The following is a 19019-nucleotide window of genomic DNA, read 5'->3' on the forward strand; positions in this document are numbered from 1 at the left end:
CGTTGATTAGGCCGCTTCACCGATGATGTCGGCGTAACCATTGTTTTCCAGTTCCAGCGCCAGTGACTTGTCGCCCGAACGGATGATCTTGCCCTTGTAAAGGACATGGACGCTGTCCGGCACGATGTAATCGAGCAGGCGCTGATAATGGGTGATGACGACGGTCGCGCGGTCCGGAGACTTCAGCGCGTTGACGCCATCGGCAACGATCTTCAGCGCGTCGATGTCGAGGCCTGAGTCCGTTTCGTCCAGAACACAAAGCTTCGGCTCGAGCAGCGCCATCTGCAAGATTTCCGCACGCTTCTTCTCACCGCCGGAGAAACCGACATTGAGCGGACGCTTCAGCATCTCCATGTCGATCTTCAGATCGCCAGCCGCTTCCTTCACCTTCTTGATAAAGTCGGGGGTGGTGAGTTCAGCCTCGCCGCGTGCTTTACGCTGCTCATTCATCGCAACCTTCAGGAACTGCATGGTCGCAACGCCTGGAATTTCGACCGGGTACTGGAAGGCAAGAAAGACACCCTTGGCGGCGCGTTCGGCAGCGTCAAGCTCCAGAATGCTCTCACCATTGTAGAGAATGTCGCCGGAGGTCACTTCGTAGTCTTCGCGGCCCGAAAGAATATAGGACAGCGTGGACTTGCCGGAGCCGTTTGGCCCCATGATGGCCGCGACTTCGCCGGCGGCAACCTTCAGGTTCAGACCCTTGATGATCTCGGTTTCGGTATCGGCGATCTTTGCGTGCAGGTCGATGATTTCAAGCATGTTTCAATTCCTGTTCGTAGTGCGGCTTCAAGGACCGCCTCGGAGGCCGTTCTACCGGCTTAGCTCAACATTTACATCCGTCATCCTCGGGCCTGTCCCGAGGATCTAATCACGTCAATTGTAGTCACGCGACGCTAGCGTATTTTTGTGCGGCATATAAGCATTCTCGATTTCGTCAATACGCTCGTAGAGATCGAGCCAAGTTGGGTTCAACTCTTCTATCAATCTCATCTTCCATTCCCGAAGATAGCGCTTCAACGATTTCTCGCGCTGGATGGCCAGAACGATGTTCGGATGGGTCTCAAACCAAACGAGATTCTTAGCCTGATACTTCTCCGTATAGCCCTTCCGAACCGCGTTTCGATGTTCCCACACACGCCCAGCCAAATCGCTCGTGACACCTGTGTAAATCACCCCGCGCGGCTTGTCGGACATCATGTAGACGAAGCCAACCATTCCAACATCCGCACCAGCAGATCCTCGGGACAAGCCCGAGGATGACGTTCTAAATCAACCCACAGAACCTTCCAGCGAGATGCCGATCAGCTTCTGCGCTTCGACAGCAAATTCCATCGGCAGTTCCTGAATGACTTCCCTGACGAAGCCGTTGACGATCAGAGCGATCGCGGCTTCTTCCGGAATGCCGCGCTGCAAGCAGTAGAACAGCTGATCCTCGGAAATCTTGGACGTCGTTGCTTCGTGTTCGAAATGCGCAGAGGCATTTTTCGCCTCGATGTAAGGCACGGTATGTGCCCCGCACTTGTCGCCAATCAGAAGGCTGTCGCACTGCGTGAAGTTGCGCGCATTGGTCGCCTTGCGATGGGCCGAGACCTGGCCGCGATAGACGTTTTCCGAGAAGCCTGCCGCGATACCCTTAGCGATGATGCGGCTCGACGTGTTCTTGCCGAGATGGATCATCTTGGTGCCGGAATCGACCTGCTGGTAACCGTTGGAGACAGCGATCGAGTAGAACTCGCCACGGCTGTCGTCGCCACGCAGAATGCAGGATGGGTACTTCCACGTGATAGCAGAACCGGTTTCGACCTGCGTCCAGGAGATCTTCGAGCGATGACCGCGGCAATCGCCGCGCTTGGTCACGAAGTTGTAGATGCCGCCCTTGCCTTCCTTGTCGCCCGGATACCAGTTCTGGACGGTGGAGTATTTGATCTCGGCGTCATCGAGCGCAACGAGTTCGACAACGGCGGCATGAAGCTGATTTTCATCCCGTTGAGGTGCAGTGCAGCCTTCGAGATACGAAACATAGGCGCCTTCTTCCGCAATGATCAGCGTGCGCTCGAACTGGCCCGTGTTCTTCTCATTGATGCGGAAATAGGTGGAAAGCTCCATCGGGCAACGCACACCCTTTGGAATGAACACGAAGGAACCGTCGGTGAAGACTGCGGAGTTCAGCGTTGCATAGAAGTTGTCGGTCGTCGGCACGACGGAACCGAGATACTTCTTCACCAGTTCCGGATGCTCACGCACGGCTTCCGAGATGGACATGAAGATCACGCCCGCCTTCTTCAGCTCTTCCTTGAAGGTGGTGACGACGGAAACCGAGTCGAACACCGCATCAACAGCCACGCGTCGGTTCTCGACGCCGGCCAGGATTTCCTGTTCCTTCAGCGGAATACCGAGCTTTTCATAGACCTTCAGCAACTCAGGATCGACGTCTTCAAGCGACTTGGGGCCGGGCGTGCTCTTAGGCGCGGCATAGTAATAAAGGTCGTTAAAGTCGATCTTGGGATAATTGACGCGTGCCCAAGTGGGCTCTTCCATCGTCAGCCAACGCTGATAGGCGTCAAGGCGCCATTGAAGCAGCCATTCAGGCTCCTGCTTCTTGGCGGAAATGAAACGGATCACTTCCTCCGACAGGCCTTTCGGCGCCTTGTCGACTTCGATCTCTGTTTCGAAACCGTATTTGTACTGGTCCACATCGATCTGGCGAACCTGATCGATTGTTTCCTGAACCGCTGCCATTGTCGTTCTCCAATCTCGCCGGATACAAGGTCCGGTGGCTTGTCAACGTATCAAGACGGAACCCCCGCCTTCATTCGCGCTTCACATAAATGCGAGAGCCATTTGAGGCCAGCGCTTTCATGCGTTTATTTAAGAGCGGGTTGGCGTTTTTCCCACCGCACCGCAAGCGAAATTTTGACATTTCGCAGTTTATTACAGCTCTCAGGCTGCCTGACCGGACAGCTTGCGCCGTCCTGCAATCTTGCCAAAAGCGTGAACCGCCTTGTCGATATCGTCTTCTCTGGTCGCGTACCCAAGCGAAATGCGAAGAGCGCCAAGTTTCGGATCCTGCCCCATGGCCGTCAGCACATGGCTCTCCCCGACTTTGCCGGAAGAGCAGGCCGAACCGGCTGAGAGAGCGACACCTTCGATATCGAATGCGATCTGCCCCGTTTCCGACTTCAACCCCGGAAGCGTGAAGAAAGTCGTGTTTCCGACACGCGCGACGTCGCTGCCGTGGATAATCACGTCCGGCGCAGAAACGCGCATACCATCTTCCAACCGCGCCCGCAAAGACGCCAAACGCGCGCTTTCCGCTTCTTGCATCCGCGAGGCTTCTCTCGCAGCCACGCCAAAACCTAGGATAGCATGCGTATTCTCGGTGCCTGAACGATGACCCTTTTCCTGCCCGCCACCATGGATCAGCGGCAGAGGCATCATCACTTCCCCACGTGAAATCAGCGCGCCAACGCCCTTAGGGCCGCCGATCTTGTGTGACGACACGATGAGGAAATCCGCCTCCAACGCTGCGAGATCCACGGGGATGCGGCCAACCGCCTGGACAGCATCGACCACGAGCAAACCACCGGCAGCATGAACGAGCCGCGCTGCGTCTTTCACCGGCTGTATGATTCCAGTCTCATTATTGACCAGCATCAACGCCACCATTGGCAAACCGGATGCTCGGTCGTGCTGCGAAAGCAGGCTTTCCAACGCTTCAATATCGACGAGCCCCCGATCCGTCACAGGAACTTCCGTGACCGCGGACCGGTTGAACCGTCCGCCTTCGCGGATAGCGGGATGCTCGATAGCAGATACGTAGAGATGACTAATATTTAGGGGTGCACGGCCCATTTTAAAGTGCGCGCACAGTACAAGATTTGCAGCTTCCGTCGCGCCACTGGTGAAAACCACGTGGGACGCCTCGGCACCGACCAGCGCTGCCACATCCCGACGCGCAGCCTCGACAGCCGCGCGCACGGCCCGACCTTCTTTATGAACGGATGATGGATTACCGGAGAGATCGAGAGCAGAAACAAGCGCATCGCGGACTGCTGGCAGCAAAGGTGCTGTCGCATTCCAGTCCAGATATGTGCGCTCCGCTGTGCCCATGGCGCAAATCGTGCCTTTATCCCGATCATTCGCGCTTTAGAGCGCATTTTCCTTGAAATTTCCGTCACCCTTGCCTTATGACACCACCAACAGCGCCACGGAACGCAAGTTTCGAACAGTTCTAAACTAGGTTTTAGAAAAGCTGACCATCCACGTCAAGTCTTCTTGCACGGGGAAAGCGTCAGAAACATAAAAACCGACCGGAGTACCTATGCCTGAAGTCATTTTCAACGGCCCCGCAGGTCGTCTCGAAGGCCGCTACCAGCCCTCCAAGGAAAAAAGCGCCCCGATCGCCATCATTCTTCATCCGCATCCGCAGTTCGGCGGCACGATGAACAACCAGATCGTCTACCAACTCTTCTATATGTTCCAGAAGCGCGGTTTTACGACCCTGCGCTTCAACTTCCGCTCCATCGGCCGCAGCCAGGGCGAATTCGACCACGGTGCTGGCGAGTTGTCGGACGCAGCGTCCGCACTCGACTGGGTACAGAGCCTGCATCCCGATTCCAAAAGCTGTTGGGTCGCCGGCTACTCTTTTGGTTCGTGGATCGGCATGCAGCTTCTGATGCGCCGTCCGGAAATCGAAGGCTTCATGTCGATTGCGCCGCAGCCGAACACCTATGATTTCTCCTTCCTCGCCCCCTGCCCGTCATCCGGCTTGATCATCAATGGCGATGCCGACAAGGTTGCACCGGAAAAGGACGTCAACGGCCTGGTGGAAAAGCTGAAGACCCAGAAGGGTATTCTGATCACCCACCGCACCGTACCGGGCGCAAACCACTTCTTCAGCGGCAAGGTGGACGAATTGATGAACGAATGCGGCGACTATCTCGACCGTCGCCTGAATGGCGAATTGGTCCCGGAGCCAGCGGCCAAGCGCATTCGCTAAACCTCGATAAGCCCCTCAGAACCGCCGGCCCTCCGGCGGTTTTTTTGTTCTGATGGCTACGTGCCCGCTGTCAACATTCGCGGCCCAAGCGGGTGTAATTTTCCAAAAACAATGATAAAGCCGCTGCCGTTCACTGAAATGCAGTGAAGGTCACGACTAATCCCAGAAAGAAAAAGGTTATGTCCAGGTTCAAGTCCGATTTCCTCCGCACGCTCGATGAGCGCGGCTTCATTCACCAGATCTCCGATGAGGCAGGTCTCGACGAACTGTTCGCCAAGGAAACCGTGACCGCCTATATCGGCTATGACCCAACCGCGCCTAGCCTTCACGCAGGAAGCCTCATTCAGATCATGATGCTGCACTGGATGCAGAAGACAGGCCATCAGCCGATTTCGCTGATGGGCGGCGGCACTGGCATGGTGGGCGATCCGTCTTTCAAGGACGAAGCGCGTCAGTTGATGACCATCGATACGATCGAGAGCAATATCGCCTCGATCAAGCGGGTGTTTTCGAACTACCTCGACTACGATCGCGCGGATAAGCCAGCCTTGATGATCAACAACGCCGACTGGCTGCGTGACATCAACTATCTCGAGTTCCTGCGCGATGTCGGTCGGCATTTCTCGGTCAACCGCATGCTGTCCTTCGAGAGCGTCAAGACCCGCCTTGATCGCGAGCAGTCGTTGTCGTTCCTCGAATTCAACTACATGATCCTTCAGGCCTACGACTTCGTGGAACTGAACAAGCGCACCGGCTGCCGTCTGCAGATGGGTGGTTCGGATCAGTGGGGCAACATCATCAACGGGATCGATCTTGGCCACCGCATGGGGACGCCGCAGCTTTACGCGCTGACCTCACCGCTCTTGACCACGTCCTCCGGCGCGAAGATGGGCAAGTCTGCCAATGGCGCTGTCTGGCTCAACCCCGACATGCTATCGGCCTACGACTTCTGGCAGTACTGGCGCAACACGGAAGATGCGGATGTTTCCCGCTTCCTCAAGCTCTACACCACGCTGCCCATGGACGAGATCGCTCGGCTCTCGGCGCTCGGCGGCTCGGAGATCAACGAGGTCAAGAAAATCTTGGCGACCGAGATCACCGCCATGCTTCATGGTCGGGAAAACGCGGAACAGGCAGCCGAGACCGCTCGCAAGACGTTCGAGGAAGGTGCGCTTGCCGATAACCTGCCATCGATCGAAGTGCCGAAGACAGAACTGGAAGCAGGCATCGGTCTCCTCTCGCTGATCGTGCGTGCCGGTCTTGCCGCGTCGAATGGCGAAGCCCGTCGTCACGTGCAGGGTGGTGCGGTGCGCATCAATGATGAGAGCGTCTCGGATGAGCGCAAGCTCATCGGCTCGGGTGAAGTGACGGCAGACGGCGTCATCAAGCTTTCGCTTGGCAAGAAGAAGCACATTCTGGTGCGCCCGGCTTAAGCCGGTTGCCGAAGTCTGAGGGCCGCAAAAGTGGCCCTCAGATCATTGCAGACCACACGGTCGTGCAGTCCTGAAATCTGATAACTCAAAACTCTGGAAACTCGAGCTTCGAGGTATCGTAGCCGAGTTCCTTTGCCTTCCTGACCATCACCGCAAGCTTGGCTTTAGATGGAACGGAGCGAGAGTAAATCCACAGGTTCTCCATATCCGGCGTTGCGCTGATGAACCACGTCTTGTCCGGCGAATTGTAAAGCACCCAGTAATTGAAGGTGATGAAGAGCGGATAGCGAACCCGCATCTTGGCCATAGTCGTCTTCGCGTCCGTCACCGTGCCAATACCCTCGACGGTCTTGAGCTTGCCAGTCGGTGAGCCTCCGCGGCACCCATCCTCGACCAGCACCTGACCCGGCGCAGAGCCGGGTTTGTAGATCGAATAGCCAGCAACGCAGCCATCGGTGAGCCACATGGGCGTTCTGCCGATTTCGAGCCACTTCCCGCGGTAGTGCGACAGGTCGGTCTGAGCGACTGTTGGCTTTTTCGCCGTCTCGGCCTGCGCAGGGGAAAGGAAGCTGATGCCCAAGGCGCATGAGACGAGGCCTGCGCTGGCCCATCGAAGCAATGTGTGCATGCTGATTCTCCGCAAAAGTGTCGCAGGAAACGCTCGCTTGACAGACCGGTTGCATCAACAAGATGGTGAGGAAGATCAGGACGCGGTTGCACGCCCATCCGGATACTCCGCCGGTCCCTTCACCTCCAGCAAGTTGCCGAAGGGATCGTGGATATAGAAGGAATGTCCCATACCACGTGCGCCGCCATGCATTGCCTCACGCTGGATGGTCACGCCATGATGTTCGAGATGCGCTCGCAAGGCATTATGCTCGAACGGGCCGGTCGCGATGCAGATATGGTCGACGTTGCGCCCACCGGCCACCGGCGGCGCGGCCTTTTGGCCGCCTGGATGAGTGATGTCCCACAGCACAATCAACGACGCGCCGCACCACACCTGCTCCATGCCGAGCGCCGGGTAGGAATAGCCCGGTCGGCAACCCAGAACCTCACGGTAAAAGGCGAGCGCCTTTTCCATGTCGTCGATGAGCAGGACGACATGATCTATTCCCACAAGCGAAAACGGCACATTCGATGTCACGAAATCCTCCCAGAATGACGGTCACAACCATCATGCAATTGAGACCGGGGTCAACTGCAAAACCTATCGGGCCTATTTCAGGAGAAGACTGGACAGAAGCTCGCCGACCGCGATGTCGTGACCAATCTCTATTTTTGGCAAAGAAAGCCGCGACACCTCGCGATCGATGAAGCGATTGAACGCGATGGCACGTTGAGAGAACTTGTCGATCAGAAACCGTGCATCAGGTTCGCGGCAATCGTAATCGCTCTCTGCCTTGATCCGCCGCTCCAGCAGCCCCTCGACAGTCACGAGCCAGGTCGCCTGTACACGCTGCATGTCCAACTGCGCAACCAGTTCCGGCAAAAGCGCGGAACCTTCAAGAACAAGATGTTCGCCACTCTCGATCAGCGGCAGCACCAAGGGGCTCCAAATGGAACGATAATGGGCGAGAACAGATTGCATCATCTCATCCAGCCCCAAATCGCGATAATGTTCGACGACATGCGGTGGCGGTTGCTCAGGCGCATGGCGCCAAGGCCACCCGGGATGCTTCGCCAGACTGTCGGTCGAAATGCAACGACAATTGAGATAATTCGTAGCGGCAGCGGCCAGCGTCGTTTTTCCGGCGTGGGATGGTCCGCCGATAAGAAACAATCGGGCAATCATGCGCGTCCTCGTGCTATTCTTGCAGGCGGCAGAACGCGCTACGAGTAGACATCGTCAGAGGCTATTTTATGGGAGAGTATAAAGCCAAGTGGCACGCCCTAGGGGAGTCGAACCCCTCTTTTCAGAATGAAAATCTGACGTCCTAACCGATAGACGAAGGGCGCGTGCGCTTGGTTTGTGGCGCCCTTATAGTCAGAGCTTTTCCATACCGCAAGCGGTAAAATGCACGATTTGACAAAAAAATGACATCGCCACCGCAAAGCCCTGGAAAACAAGGATTGCCTATTCAAAACAAAAGCTTGTTCGACACCAAAAAGCCCGCTGCACCGGTTGGGACGGGTGCTGCGGGCTTCTCATCTCGACGCTTCCACATCGAGAAGCTGTACTCAAAGCGAGCGCGTCCAGCTCGATAGAAGCGCCTTGCGCGACTCCTGATCGGCTTCTGCACGCGACAGGCCGATATCGACGAGCTGTTCAGGAGACAGATCGTAAAGGCTGAGGCGACTTTGTCGTTTGACATGCCAGAACGACATCCGCCGGAACACGCGCGTGAAAAAGCTTGGCGCTTCAATCGGCGCAAATGGCTTGGCGGGCGTCATCCGATCACGGACGAACGTCGTCACCTCTGACTCGATGCCACCCTGTTCCGCTATTGCTAGATATTCTTCCATCCTGCGCATGATTGTACCTGCCTGGCGCTCTGCCCTTCCGTTTGATCTTCGGTGCAATCAATACAATTGACAGATTAACGGGTACAATGCATATATTGTCACCATGACAAATTGGCTTCCAAACCTCGCAGACGGCTCCGGCCCGATTTATATTCGCCTTGCCGATCATATCGAATCAGCGATTGAAGATGGCGTTCTGGCTCCCGGCACAAAATTGCCGCCGCAACGAAATCTCGCCTATGACCTTGGTGTGACGATCGGCACGATCAGTCGTGCTTACTCCCTCATCCACGAACGCGGTCTCGTCAGCGGTGAGGTAGGCCGCGGAACCTACGTCAATGATCGAAAGCCCGGGGAAGCGACACAGAGGGCTGTCGAAAGCCCCTTCGGCGGAACCAGAGTATCGATGGCAGCGCCCGGCCAGATCTCCTTCAATGGCACCGCTGCACCAGACAATGGTCAGCAAGGAATTATTGCCGACCACGTGACTGAGATCGTCAAGGACAAGCCCTCGGAGATCATGGATTACACACGTGCTTTCCCATCGTTCTGGACGGAAGCCGGTGCCCGATGGCTGTCTCATCAAGGATGGTCTCCGAAGCCTGAAAATATCGTCACGACGCTTGGCGCCCATGCGGGTGTGATGAGCATCATCACCGCCATGACTGCGCCTGGTGACCGCATCGTCTTCGAACCCGTCACCTATTCGCAGATCAGCCGTGCGGCATCCCTTTCCGGCCGCCGTATCTCGATTGTGGATATTGATGCCGACGGCATCATCCCGGACGAGTTCGAAAGGATCTGCGCACAGCAGCATCCAAAGATCGTCTTTCTGATGCCTGCGGGTCAAAACCCGACCTGCTCGACACTTCCGCTTGAACGCCGCAAAGCGATCGTCGAGATCGCGCACCGATACAATGTCTGGATTGTCGAGGACAATCTCTATGGTGCGATGACAGGGAACGAGCTTCCCTTGATCGCTGAGCTCGCACCAGACAGAACATTCCTGGTCAATGGACTTTCCAAATCTGTCAGCGCCGGCTTACGGGGCGGCTGGGTGGCTTGTCCGCCCAACTTCGTCACACGCATTCGTGTCGCCCACAAGATGATGACCGGCGGCATCCCCTTCCTGATGGCGGAGCTTTCCGCCCGGCTGGTGATCAGCGGCGATGCCGATGTCATCCGCAAGGGATGTATCGACGAGATCGACGCGCGACGAGGCATCGTCAGTGAAACCTTGAAGGGCGTGGAGTTCAATAGCGCGCCGGGCATTGCTTTCGTCTGGGTGAAACTCCCCGAACCCTGGCTTTCCGGCACGTTTCGCAACGCGGCAATGAACGAGAATGTCCTCATTGATGATGAAGACGAGTTCAAGCCGGCCCGGACGGACAGAATCTTCCATCGTGTGCGGGTGAGCTTTTCGCTGCCCAAAACCCATGACGAGTTGAAACGCGGGCTCAGCGTTCTAAGACGGCTCCTCGACAACGGTTCTGCCGGCTACGACAGCATCGAGTAAAGGTGCGCAAGACGCTGAATTGAAGGCTCGCAAAGGCATTTTCCTGTCGCAAGAGCGCATGTCTTAGGGTAAAGAACCGGAAATTCCCGTACCGGCTCGAACCCCGTGAGACCTATGACACTTCCAAATCATATTCAGATCACCCCGGAACTCGTTGCATCCCACGGGCTGAAGCCCGATGAATATCAGCGCATTCTCGACCTGATCGGACGCGAGCCGACCTTTACCGAACTTGGCATCTTCTCCGCCATGTGGAACGAGCACTGCTCCTACAAGTCGTCGAAGAAGTGGCTGAAGACGCTGCCGACGAAAGGTCCGCGCGTCATCCAAGGGCCGGGCGAAAATGCCGGTGTGGTGGATATCGACGACGGCGACTGCGTCGTCTTCAAGATGGAGAGCCACAACCACCCATCTTACATCGAGCCCTATCAGGGTGCGGCGACCGGCGTCGGCGGTATTCTTCGTGACGTCTTCACCATGGGTGCGCGCCCAATCGCTGCAATGAATGCACTCCGCTTCGGCGCTCCCGATCACCCAAAGACGCGCCACCTCGTGGCCGGCGTCGTTGCCGGTGTCGGCGGTTACGGCAATTCCTTCGGCGTTCCGACTGTCGGTGGCGAAGTCGAATTCGACCCACGCTACAACGGCAACATCCTCGTCAACGCCTTTGCAGCCGGTCTGGCAAAGTCCGATGCCATCTTCCTGTCGGAAGCCAAGGGCGTCGGCCTTCCTGTTGTCTACCTCGGTGCCAAGACTGGCCGTGACGGCGTCGGTGGTGCGACGATGGCTTCTGCGGAATTCGACGAGTCCATCGAAGAGAAGCGTCCCACCGTTCAGGTTGGCGACCCCTTCACCGAGAAGTGCCTGCTGGAAGCCTGCCTTGAACTGATGAAGACGGGTGCGGTCATCGCCATTCAGGATATGGGTGCTGCCGGTCTTACCTGCTCCGCCGTGGAAATGGGTGCGAAGGGCGATCTTGGCATTGAGCTGAACCTCGATCAGGTTCCGGTCCGCGAAGAGCGCATGACTGCCTACGAAATGATGTTGTCGGAAAGCCAGGAGCGCATGCTCATGGTTCTAGAGCCCTCCAAGGAAGAGGTCGCCAAGGCGATCTTCGTCAAGTGGGGACTGGACTTCGCCATCGTTGGAAAGACCACGGACGATCTGCGCTTCCGCGTTCTGCACAATGGCGAGGAAGTCGCCAACTTGCCGATCAAGGAACTGGGCGATCAGGCACCGGAATATGACCGTCCATGGACACCCGCAAAGGTTTCCGCTCCGCTGTCCGAAAACGACATTCCGGACGCCGATGTTGCAGACGCGCTGGTCAAGCTCGTCGGCTCGGCCAATAATTCTTCGCGCCGCTGGGTTTACGAACAGTATGACACGCTGATCCAGGGCAACTCGCTGCAACTGCCGGGCGGCGACGCAGGCGTTGTGCGCGTCGAAGGCCACGACACCAAGGCGCTTGCCTTTTCCTCCGACGTCACACCGCGCTATGTCGAAGCCGATCCCTTCGAAGGCGGCAAGCAGGCAGTGGCCGAATGCTGGCGCAACATCACCGCGACCGGTGCACTGCCACTGGCGGCAACCGACAACCTCAACTTCGGCAATCCAGAAAAGCCGGAGATCATGAGCCAGCTCGTCCATGCCATCAAGGGTATCGGCGAAGCCTGTAAGGTTCTGGAGTTCCCGATCGTGTCGGGTAACGTCTCGCTATACAACGAGACCAACGGCCAAGCCATCCTGCCGACCCCGACCATTGGCGGCGTAGGCCTGTTGAAAGACTGGTCGAAAATGGCCCGAATCCGCTTTGCTGCGGCGGACGAGGTCATCCTGCTGGCGGGCGCGCCCGAAGGGCTTGGCACCCACATCGCTCAGTCGGTTTACATGCGCGACATTCATGGCCGCATCGATGGCCCTGCCCCGCATGTCGATCTGGACAACGAAAAGAAGACCGGCGATTTCGTTCGCACCATCATTACCGAGGGTCTGACAAGCGCGGTTCACGATTGCTCGTCCGGCGGCCTGGCACTCGCCGTTGCCGAAATGGCGATCGCAGCCGACATCGGCGCGACGATCGACGCGGTGTCCGGCAACAATCCGATCCTGGCCTTCTATGGCGAAGATCAGGGCCGTTATGTGCTGACCGTCAAGCAGTACGATCTCGAAACCGTCAAGGCGCAAGCCGCTTCGGCTGGCGTGTCGCTCGCCATTATCGGCAAGACCGGCGGCTCTTCGGTAAAGCTGGGTACGGCGCGCGCGGTCGAGATTAAAGAATTGCGCAATGCCTATGAATCGTGGTTCCCTCAGTTCATGGACGGCGAGACACTCGTCGCAGCAGAATAAGAATTGAGGAGTAGACACCATGCCCATGAAGCCCGGCGACATTGAAGACATGATTAAAGCTGGAATTCCCGGAGCAAAGGTCACCATCCGCGATCTCGCCGGTGACGGCGATCACTACGCGGCTGAAGTCGTGGCAGATGCCTTCAAGGGCAAGACGCGCGTGCAGCAGCACCAGATGGTCTATGACGCATTGAAGGGCAATATGGGCGGCGTCCTGCACGCATTGGCGCTGCAGACCTCCGCCCCCGAATAAGCGTCTTTCGCTCAGTGACAAAAAGGCCTGCGTGATGCTGATCACGCAGGCCTTTTTCGTTTTGTCTTTCGGTTATTGAAATGCGGCGGCTGGCTCGTCAGACTTCAGGCCTATGAACGAGGCGGCTGGCAACGGACCGGCCGTCAGCAGCGTGAAATCGAAGCCGGACTTGCGGTCAGATCCCAGTACGTATTGACGATGCATGCGCAGGAAATTGAGCTTGTTCTTGCGGTAGCGCTCATCGGAAAGCGAATGCTTGAACTTGATCCGCACGATTTTGGGCTGTGTGGCATCCGCGTGCCCCGTCAGATGCGCCGTGTTGCATTTGTAGAGATGGATCGGATCGGAAAGACACTGGATGTCGAACCATGTGACCTCAGCATGGCGCGCGAGCGTGCCGATGCTTTGCCGAAGGCGCGCAGCTTTTCCAACGAAAGCGCATTGGAGTGCTGCACCGCCCAGCGTGACGAAAGAAACTTTGCGTCCCTCGAACGCATCGGGTTTCAATTCCAGCACACGCCCTGCGACCGCGAGCGCCAGGCTTGCTCCCATGCTGTGCGATACGAAGAGTACCTCATCAGAGGACTGTCCGAGCGCGAGCAGGATCCTCCGCGCCTTGTCCTCGATCCAGGCACGCGCAACCGGCTCGTCGCGGCCCACCATGAGTGCAAACCGCCAGTCGGCAAAGAGGTGCAAGGTGTGAAAACGCCCGGAAAACGGGATGACGCCCTTATAGAAGAACAGCCATACTGCCGGCACGCTCAAAAGACAGAGGAACGGCGAAACATGCAGCAGCAGCGGCAAGACGGCGATCAACGCCGCAAGGACGAGACCCGTAACGATCAGGAGATAGGGAAAGAGGAAAAACAGGCCGAAACGCCAGGCATGGCGAAAGTATCGAAAGGCTGCGCCGCTGGTGATGATCTCGACCCCGGCTTTGAAGCCGAACAGTATCTGCTTCCAGATCGGAGGCGCTCTCAAGGCCGAAATGATGCTGTTATGATCATGAATATAGATGGTACTCTTCGTCTCCTGGCCGTCGGAGATCGAGACCACCTCCATACGGCTCCCAGCCTCAGCCTCCTCGACAGGGCTGACCGTATAGTCAAGCCCGAAGGTCTTGCCGGATTGGGCGGCACTGCGCTCGTAGCGACGATGATGGGCAGCAGCATCCAGCGGATCGAAGCCGGGAAAATAGAACACGAGACGGGACGAGACAGAGGGCATGAAGGAGCCTAAGGGGTCAAAACCTGAAGGTTGCGAAGAGCCCAAAAGGATCGCTTGATACAATGGGTGTCGCCCATATAGTAAAGACCGTGGCTTAATTATGTTTTATACCATAAGCAGTCCCACGGATTTTGTTGCGGAGCGGAGAAGATCTTGTCGAAAATCGTTGATCAGATCATCGGGAGTGTTGTGAAGGGTGCCATGTCGGAGATCCTGTCGAAGACAGGTGTCCGAAAAGCGCGACGCGCGCGCGGAAAGGCGAAAGCTGGCACAACGCTTGGCGGCGGTATTCTCGGCGGCATCCTGGAGGCGGCACTCGGCGAAAAGCCCGCACGAAAGGCCAAGCGGACGCCCGCCAAGAAGCAGGTCAGCAAACGCCGGACCGCTGCCACTCGCAGCAAGCAACGCGCGCGATAGGCCTGCGAGCTACGTTACTGCTGCTGGTGCTTCATCAGTTCCGACACCGTGACGAATTGGAAGCCGCGCTCACGCAAGCCGTCGATGATCTTGGGTAGGGTCTGACGAGACGCTTCCCGGCTTCGATACATGACATGCAGCAGAATGATCGAGCCGCTCCTGGCGTTCTGGATCACGTACTCAGCGATCGCATCGGCATCCTCGGCGATGTCGGGATAGGATTCCGGCTCCACGTCCCAGGTGATCGAGGTCCGCCCGGTTTGCGATAAGTACCATGGCAAGGTGAGAAGCTTCTTGCCATAGGGCGGCCGAAAATAGATCTCGCCCTGATAACCCGCCATGCGAATGGCACGATCCGTTCGCTCGATCTCGTCGCGCACCTTGTCGAACCCCATCAGGCTCATATTGGAATGGGAGAAGGAGTGGTTGGCGATCTGGTGTCCCCGCCGAACGATGTCGGCTGCGAGCGCCGGCGTTTCCTCCATCTCTCGGCCTGTGAGGAAAAAGGTCGCCTTGACGTTCTTCTCATCCAGCAGATTCAAGACGTCGCGCGTATAGCGAAGTGTGGGACCATCATCGAGCGTGAGAGCCACGAGAGGTTCGCTGGTCTCTACCCGCGGCACGATCGTTCCAAAGAGCTGATAACCACGCGCCTTGCTCAGCTGAAACAACCCAAAGACCAAGAGCAGGATCACCGCTACTCCAATGATCCAAACACCAAATTTGCGCATTTTGAGCCTCGGCCGGAGTTGAATGGAGCATCAGGGCACCACACCTTCGGGGCGGCATCATGACTATCTGTGCCAATTCCGACTGCCCTTGGTTTTTTCGCCTTTGCGACTGGAAATAACGACATTCCATGTTATTTAAGAACGAACGAAGCAGCGGCCTTGACCCGCATGTGAAAGGATTCAGCCATGAGCGGCATTCACGACCTGATCGACAACGAAGTGAAGAACAACGACATCGTTCTTTTCATGAAGGGAACGCCCCAGTTCCCGCAGTGCGGCTTCTCCGGACAGGTGGTCCAGATTCTCGATTATCTCGGCGTGGACTACAAGGGCGTCAACGTCCTTGCCGATGCCGATATCCGTCAGGGCATCAAGGACTATTCCAACTGGCCGACGATCCCTCAGCTCTACGTCAAGGGTGAATTCATCGGCGGCTGCGACATCGTGAGAGAGATGTTCCAGTCCGGCGAACTTCAAAGCCAATTCCAAGAACAGGGTATCAGCGTCCGCGGCGCGGCCTGATTTCGGCCGGTTCATCCGGCCCACCCTGATTGTCAGAAAACTATGCCAGGCGTTGCGTCATGCAACGCCTTTGCCGTTCTTTTTGAGGCAATCCTGTGACACATCCACCACAAACAACCGCTTCGCCCGCAGGCACTATGGGGCGCACGGAATTCATTGGGCTGGCCGCCATGCTGATGGCGCTCAATGCTCTTGCCATCGACATCATGCTCCCCGGCCTGCAGGAAATCGGCGCGTCCCTTGGCGTCGATAACGAGAACCATCGCCAGTATGTCGTCTCTGCCTATCTGCTCGGCTTCGGCATCGCCCAGCTCTTCTACGGGCCGATTGCGGATCGCTTCGGGCGCCGCAAGCCCATGCTGTTTGGCCTCGGCGTTTACATTCTGTCGTCCATCGCAGTGATCTTCGTGCCGAGCTTTGCCGGTCTTCTCGCACTTCGGTTTATCCAGGGCATCGGCTCTGCGGCCACACGTGTCATCACCGTATCCATTGTTCGCGATATCTATGGCGGGCGGCAGATGGCGGAAGTCATGTCGCTGATCATGATGGTATTCATGGTGGTGCCGGTTATTGCGCCGGGAACTGGCCAGATTGTCTTGTTCTTTGGCGACTGGCATCTGATCTTCGGCTTTATGGCAGCAATCGCGACCATCGTGACCGTCTGGATGTATATTCGGCTACCCGAGACGCTTCGTCCCGAAGACGTGCGCCCGCTGACCGTCTCATCCGTCTTGAAAGGCTTCAAGATCGTTCTGACCAATCGCGTCGCGCTCTGTTACACCATCGCCAGCATGATCATCTTCGGCGCGCTGTTCGGCTTCATCAACTCCGCCGAACAGGTCTATAAGGGCATCTACGATCTCGGCGCTTGGTTTGCCGCCGCCTTCGCTGCCGTCGCGCTGTTCATGTCGCTGTCGTCCTTCCTGAATTCGAAGCTGGTCGGGCGCTTTGGCATGCGCAAGCTGTCGCATGGTTCGCTGCTCGGCTTCATCGCCATCAACTTCGTATGGTTGATGATGATGATCTTCGGCCCGCATCCATTGCCCTTCGCGCTCTTTATCGTGATGTTCGGTCTCGCGATGTTCCAGTTCGGTCTTATCGGCTCGAACTTCAACTCGCTTGCCATGGAGCCGCTTGGTCACGTCGCCGGAACGGCATCGTCTGTCATCGGCTTTCTAGGAACGGTGGGCGGCTCGCTGATCGGTGCGGGCATCGGTCAGGCGTTCAATGGCACGGCGCTACCCATGGTCAGCGGCTTCTTCATCGTCTCGATCTTCGGTCTTGTGTTTGTTCTGATCGGCGAGAAGGGCAAGCTCTTTCAGGCGCATAACAAGCCGACGCACTGAAACAAGCTTTTAAAGATAAAGAAAGGGCGCGGTTGCATGACAACCGCGCCCTTTCATTTGGCGATCTTTGAGCCGATCAGACCGTGAAAATCTTCTCGCGCAGCACGGTCCATGTCTCCTTGTCCGGGGCCAACAGCAAACCGCCGCTTACATGGTTTGGCAGATAAGGAGATCCGTCGAAACGGGCCGCGTAGGCGCCCGCTTCCTGCGAGATCAGCGTGCCAGCGAGATGATCCCAAGGCATCAGCTTGTTGTACATCAGGAAGTGCATGTGGCCGCCGCAGAAGATGCGGTATTCGTGCGCTGCGCAACGATAACTGGTGAAGAGCCTGACATCGGCGAGATTGTTCAAGAGGCGACGGCGCGTCTCGACCTCGAAGTAGCCCGTATTGGCGATACCGACCATCTGTGATAACTCTGGTGCCGGAACCACCTGCATTTGTGTTTGGGAGCCATCGGCGCTGCAAAGCCAGGCTCCGGAGCCTTTTTCTGCGATCACCCAGTCATTGCCCATCGGGTCGAAAATAATACCTGCGACCGTTTCGCCCTTGGAGACGACGCTCAGCATCACGCCGAACAGCGGCAATCCGGCTGCAAAGTTATAGGTCCCGTCAATCGGATCGACGACCACCGCAAGATCCGCGTCACCGAGCTTTTCCAGCAGCGAAGCGTCTGCCGCGACGGCTTCCTCGCCAACGAAGAGTGCATCCGGCATGAACTCGGCTACACGGGCGCGGATCAAACGCTCCGCTGCCTCGTCGGCCTCCGTCACCAGATCGATCGCCTCGGTCTTCACCCGAACGTCACCCTCACCGAGATTACGAAAACGCGGAAGGATTTCCACCGCCGCAGCCTCCTGTAGGGCATTGGCGAGCGAGGCTATGTCGAGTTCGACGGACATGGGAGGTTCCTTTACATGTTCAAATCAAAGACCGAGAATGTCCCGGCGCAGCATCTTCCAGCTTTCCTTGTCAGGTGCAGAGAGGATGCCGCCTTCGGTGTCTCCCGGACGGTAGGGCGTGCCATCAAGCTTCGCCGTGTAGCCGCCCGCTTCCTGATGGGTTAGCACGCCTGCCAGATGGTCCCAAGGCATAAGCTTCTCATGGCCGATGAAATGCAGCTTGCCCGTCGCCACCAGCCAATATTCGTGTGCCGAGCAATTCAAAGACAGCGCCATCTTCGTCTTGGCCATGTTTGCGGCAATCATCGGTCGGCGGTCGGGATGGCTGTGCCCCCACGAGAAAATGCCCACCATGTCCGCAAGACGGCCAACCGGTTCGGCGACACGCAGTTTCGCTTCACTGCCGTTTTCGCGCTTCAGTATGGCGCCTGCACCTTTGACCGAAACGATGCTGTCGCCCATCACCGGATCATGAATGATGCCAGCGACAGTTTCGCCTTTGACGGTAACGGCAAGCAGCGTTCCAAAGGCCGGAAAGCCGGAGGCAAAGTTGAACGTACCATCCACGGGATCGATGACAAAAGCAAGCGGCGCATCGCGAAGTGCCGGAATGACGGAGCGGTCGGCATCATAGGCTTCTTCGCCAACGATGTGGGCGGTTGGAAAGCGCTGCAGCAGGGCTGCAGTGATCTGCTTTTCAGCTAGGATATCGGCTTCCGTGACCAGATCGACAGCCGATGTCTTCTCGGAAATGTCCGAAGCGCTGAGATTGCGAAAGCGCGGCATGATCTCACTGACACCGGCATGTGCGACAGTTGCAACGAGGAAATCGATATCTGAATCGGAAAGGGTCATG

General features: G+C 57.2%; 20 protein-coding genes and 1 tRNA gene. 8 read left to right on the forward strand and 13 right to left on the reverse strand.

Annotation, left to right across the window (positions count from 1 at the left end):
- Window positions 1-6: 6 nt before the first annotated feature.
- The 4 genes from sufC to QE408_RS01550 all read right to left on the reverse strand — a co-directional run bounded on the left by sufC (window position 7) and on the right by QE408_RS01550 (window position 4113).
- Window positions 7-762: a Fe-S cluster assembly ATPase SufC gene (gene sufC / locus QE408_RS01535; RefSeq protein ID WP_306927952.1), complete on the reverse strand. Its 756-nt coding sequence runs from the start codon at window positions 760-762 to the stop codon at window positions 7-9.
- A gap of 114 nt (window positions 763-876) precedes the next feature.
- The gene (locus tag QE408_RS01540; RefSeq protein WP_306927955.1) at window positions 877-1218 is read right to left on the reverse strand and encodes a GIY-YIG nuclease family protein; all 342 of its coding nucleotides are present in this window, start codon (window positions 1216-1218) and stop codon (window positions 877-879) included.
- Window positions 1219-1272: 54 nt separating this feature from the next.
- The gene (sufB, locus tag QE408_RS01545; RefSeq protein ID WP_306927957.1) at window positions 1273-2742 is read right to left on the reverse strand and encodes a Fe-S cluster assembly protein SufB; all 1470 of its coding nucleotides are present in this window, start codon (window positions 2740-2742) and stop codon (window positions 1273-1275) included.
- A gap of 201 nt (window positions 2743-2943) precedes the next feature.
- Window positions 2944-4113 carry a cysteine desulfurase family protein gene (locus QE408_RS01550; protein ID WP_306927959.1) on the reverse strand — a complete coding sequence of 390 codons (1170 nt, stop codon included), beginning with the start codon at window positions 4111-4113 and terminating at the stop codon, window positions 2944-2946.
- A 211-nt stretch (window positions 4114-4324) separates the two neighbouring features.
- On the opposite strand from QE408_RS01550, the gene QE408_RS01555 reads away from it, so the two are divergent.
- Together QE408_RS01555 and tyrS are read left to right on the forward strand one after the other, a co-directional pair.
- Window positions 4325-5002: an alpha/beta hydrolase gene (locus tag QE408_RS01555; protein WP_306927960.1), complete on the forward strand. Its 678-nt coding sequence runs from the start codon at window positions 4325-4327 to the stop codon at window positions 5000-5002.
- Between the two features lie 179 nt (window positions 5003-5181).
- Window positions 5182-6435, forward strand: coding sequence for a tyrosine--tRNA ligase (tyrS, locus tag QE408_RS01560; RefSeq protein WP_306927961.1), 1254 nt, complete (start codon window positions 5182-5184; stop codon window positions 6433-6435).
- Window positions 6436-6520: 85 nt separating this feature from the next.
- Here tyrS and QE408_RS01565 read toward each other — a convergent pair whose 3' ends face one another.
- The 5 genes from QE408_RS01565 to QE408_RS01585 all read right to left on the reverse strand — a co-directional run bounded on the left by QE408_RS01565 (window position 6521) and on the right by QE408_RS01585 (window position 8910).
- Window positions 6521-7063 carry a lipocalin family protein gene (locus tag QE408_RS01565; protein WP_306927962.1) on the reverse strand — a complete coding sequence of 181 codons (543 nt, stop codon included), beginning with the start codon at window positions 7061-7063 and terminating at the stop codon, window positions 6521-6523.
- 75 nt (window positions 7064-7138) lie between these two features.
- The gene (locus QE408_RS01570) at window positions 7139-7582 is read right to left on the reverse strand and encodes a VOC family protein (protein ID WP_306927963.1); all 444 of its coding nucleotides are present in this window, start codon (window positions 7580-7582) and stop codon (window positions 7139-7141) included.
- A gap of 72 nt (window positions 7583-7654) precedes the next feature.
- Window positions 7655-8230, reverse strand: a complete 576-nt coding sequence (locus QE408_RS01575) for a hypothetical protein (protein ID WP_306927964.1) — start codon at window positions 8228-8230, stop codon at window positions 7655-7657.
- Between the two features lie 89 nt (window positions 8231-8319).
- Window positions 8320-8394: transfer RNA gene (locus QE408_RS01580), tRNA-Glu, on the reverse strand.
- A 222-nt stretch (window positions 8395-8616) separates the two neighbouring features.
- Window positions 8617-8910, reverse strand: coding sequence for a DUF1127 domain-containing protein (locus QE408_RS01585; RefSeq protein WP_306927965.1), 294 nt, complete (start codon window positions 8908-8910; stop codon window positions 8617-8619).
- A gap of 94 nt (window positions 8911-9004) precedes the next feature.
- Here QE408_RS01585 and QE408_RS01590 point away from each other — a divergent pair, with 94 nt between their 5' ends.
- The 3 genes from QE408_RS01590 to QE408_RS01600 all read left to right on the forward strand — a co-directional run bounded on the left by QE408_RS01590 (window position 9005) and on the right by QE408_RS01600 (window position 13019).
- Window positions 9005-10417 (forward strand): aminotransferase-like domain-containing protein, encoded by a 1413-nt coding sequence (locus QE408_RS01590; RefSeq protein WP_306927967.1) that lies wholly within the window; start codon window positions 9005-9007, stop codon window positions 10415-10417.
- A 114-nt stretch (window positions 10418-10531) separates the two neighbouring features.
- On the forward strand, window positions 10532-12766 hold the full coding sequence (purL, locus tag QE408_RS01595) for a phosphoribosylformylglycinamidine synthase subunit PurL (RefSeq protein WP_306927969.1): 2235 nt from the start codon (window positions 10532-10534) through the stop codon (window positions 12764-12766).
- Window positions 12767-12785: 19 nt separating this feature from the next.
- Window positions 12786-13019 (forward strand): BolA family protein, encoded by a 234-nt coding sequence (locus QE408_RS01600; RefSeq protein ID WP_003516012.1) that lies wholly within the window; start codon window positions 12786-12788, stop codon window positions 13017-13019.
- Between the two features lie 72 nt (window positions 13020-13091).
- Here the strand turns inward: QE408_RS01600 and QE408_RS01605 are convergent, their stop codons facing one another.
- Window positions 13092-14246, reverse strand: a complete 1155-nt coding sequence (locus QE408_RS01605; protein ID WP_306927985.1) for a hypothetical protein — start codon at window positions 14244-14246, stop codon at window positions 13092-13094.
- A gap of 153 nt (window positions 14247-14399) precedes the next feature.
- Here QE408_RS01605 and QE408_RS01610 point away from each other — a divergent pair, with 153 nt between their 5' ends.
- Window positions 14400-14663, forward strand: a complete 264-nt coding sequence (locus QE408_RS01610) for a hypothetical protein (RefSeq protein ID WP_306927986.1) — start codon at window positions 14400-14402, stop codon at window positions 14661-14663.
- Window positions 14664-14677: 14 nt separating this feature from the next.
- Here the strand turns inward: QE408_RS01610 and QE408_RS01615 are convergent, their stop codons facing one another.
- The gene (locus QE408_RS01615) at window positions 14678-15394 is read right to left on the reverse strand and encodes a polysaccharide deacetylase family protein (protein WP_306927988.1); all 717 of its coding nucleotides are present in this window, start codon (window positions 15392-15394) and stop codon (window positions 14678-14680) included.
- A gap of 186 nt (window positions 15395-15580) precedes the next feature.
- Between QE408_RS01615 and grxD the strand changes: the two genes are divergently transcribed.
- Window positions 15581-15916 (forward strand): Grx4 family monothiol glutaredoxin, encoded by a 336-nt coding sequence (gene grxD / locus QE408_RS01620; RefSeq protein WP_306927989.1) that lies wholly within the window; start codon window positions 15581-15583, stop codon window positions 15914-15916.
- Window positions 15917-16053: 137 nt separating this feature from the next.
- Window positions 16054-17262: a multidrug effflux MFS transporter gene (locus QE408_RS01625; protein WP_306930146.1), complete on the forward strand. Its 1209-nt coding sequence runs from the start codon at window positions 16054-16056 to the stop codon at window positions 17260-17262.
- Window positions 17263-17338: 76 nt separating this feature from the next.
- On the opposite strand, the gene QE408_RS01630 is transcribed toward QE408_RS01625, so the two are convergent.
- Both QE408_RS01630 and QE408_RS01635 read right to left on the reverse strand, forming a co-directional pair.
- Window positions 17339-18163, reverse strand: coding sequence for an inositol monophosphatase family protein (locus QE408_RS01630; RefSeq protein ID WP_306927991.1), 825 nt, complete (start codon window positions 18161-18163; stop codon window positions 17339-17341).
- Window positions 18164-18187: 24 nt separating this feature from the next.
- On the reverse strand, window positions 18188-19018 hold the full coding sequence (locus tag QE408_RS01635; protein WP_306927992.1) for an inositol monophosphatase family protein: 831 nt from the start codon (window positions 19016-19018) through the stop codon (window positions 18188-18190).
- Window position 19019: the final 1 nt, after the last annotated feature.

The sequence above is a fragment of the Agrobacterium larrymoorei genome, assembly GCF_030819275.1.
Taxonomy (GTDB): Bacteria; Pseudomonadota; Alphaproteobacteria; order Rhizobiales; family Rhizobiaceae; genus Agrobacterium; species Agrobacterium larrymoorei_B.

Excerpts from the sequence above, each read along its gene's own strand:
- QE408_RS01550 (WP_306927959.1), bottom strand. The coding sequence starts at position 4,113 with ATGGGCACAGCGGAGCGCACATATCTGGACTGGAATGCGACAGCACCT.
- QE408_RS01585 (WP_306927965.1), bottom strand. The coding sequence starts at position 8,910 with ATGCGCAGGATGGAAGAATATCTAGCAATAGCGGAACAGGGTGGCATC.
- QE408_RS01605 (WP_306927985.1), bottom strand. The coding sequence starts at position 14,246 with ATGCCCTCTGTCTCGTCCCGTCTCGTGTTCTATTTTCCCGGCTTCGAT.
- QE408_RS01575 (WP_306927964.1), bottom strand. The coding sequence starts at position 8,230 with ATGATTGCCCGATTGTTTCTTATCGGCGGACCATCCCACGCCGGAAAA.
- sufC (WP_306927952.1), bottom strand. The coding sequence starts at position 762 with ATGCTTGAAATCATCGACCTGCACGCAAAGATCGCCGATACCGAAACC.
- QE408_RS01540 (WP_306927955.1), bottom strand. The coding sequence starts at position 1,218 with ATGGTTGGCTTCGTCTACATGATGTCCGACAAGCCGCGCGGGGTGATT.
- QE408_RS01600 (WP_003516012.1), top strand. The coding sequence starts at position 12,786 with ATGCCCATGAAGCCCGGCGACATTGAAGACATGATTAAAGCTGGAATT.
- QE408_RS01625 (WP_306930146.1), top strand. The coding sequence starts at position 16,054 with ATGGGGCGCACGGAATTCATTGGGCTGGCCGCCATGCTGATGGCGCTC.
- QE408_RS01565 (WP_306927962.1), bottom strand. The coding sequence starts at position 7,063 with ATGCACACATTGCTTCGATGGGCCAGCGCAGGCCTCGTCTCATGCGCC.
- QE408_RS01590 (WP_306927967.1), top strand. The coding sequence starts at position 9,005 with ATGACAAATTGGCTTCCAAACCTCGCAGACGGCTCCGGCCCGATTTAT.
- purL (WP_306927969.1), top strand. The coding sequence starts at position 10,532 with ATGACACTTCCAAATCATATTCAGATCACCCCGGAACTCGTTGCATCC.
- grxD (WP_306927989.1), top strand. The coding sequence starts at position 15,581 with ATGAGCGGCATTCACGACCTGATCGACAACGAAGTGAAGAACAACGAC.
- sufB (WP_306927957.1), bottom strand. The coding sequence starts at position 2,742 with ATGGCAGCGGTTCAGGAAACAATCGATCAGGTTCGCCAGATCGATGTG.
- QE408_RS01615 (WP_306927988.1), bottom strand. The coding sequence starts at position 15,394 with ATGCGCAAATTTGGTGTTTGGATCATTGGAGTAGCGGTGATCCTGCTC.
- QE408_RS01630 (WP_306927991.1), bottom strand. The coding sequence starts at position 18,163 with ATGTCCGTCGAACTCGACATAGCCTCGCTCGCCAATGCCCTACAGGAG.
- QE408_RS01555 (WP_306927960.1), top strand. The coding sequence starts at position 4,325 with ATGCCTGAAGTCATTTTCAACGGCCCCGCAGGTCGTCTCGAAGGCCGC.
- QE408_RS01635 (WP_306927992.1), bottom strand. The coding sequence starts at position 19,018 with ATGACCCTTTCCGATTCAGATATCGATTTCCTCGTTGCAACTGTCGCA.
- tyrS (WP_306927961.1), top strand. The coding sequence starts at position 5,182 with ATGTCCAGGTTCAAGTCCGATTTCCTCCGCACGCTCGATGAGCGCGGC.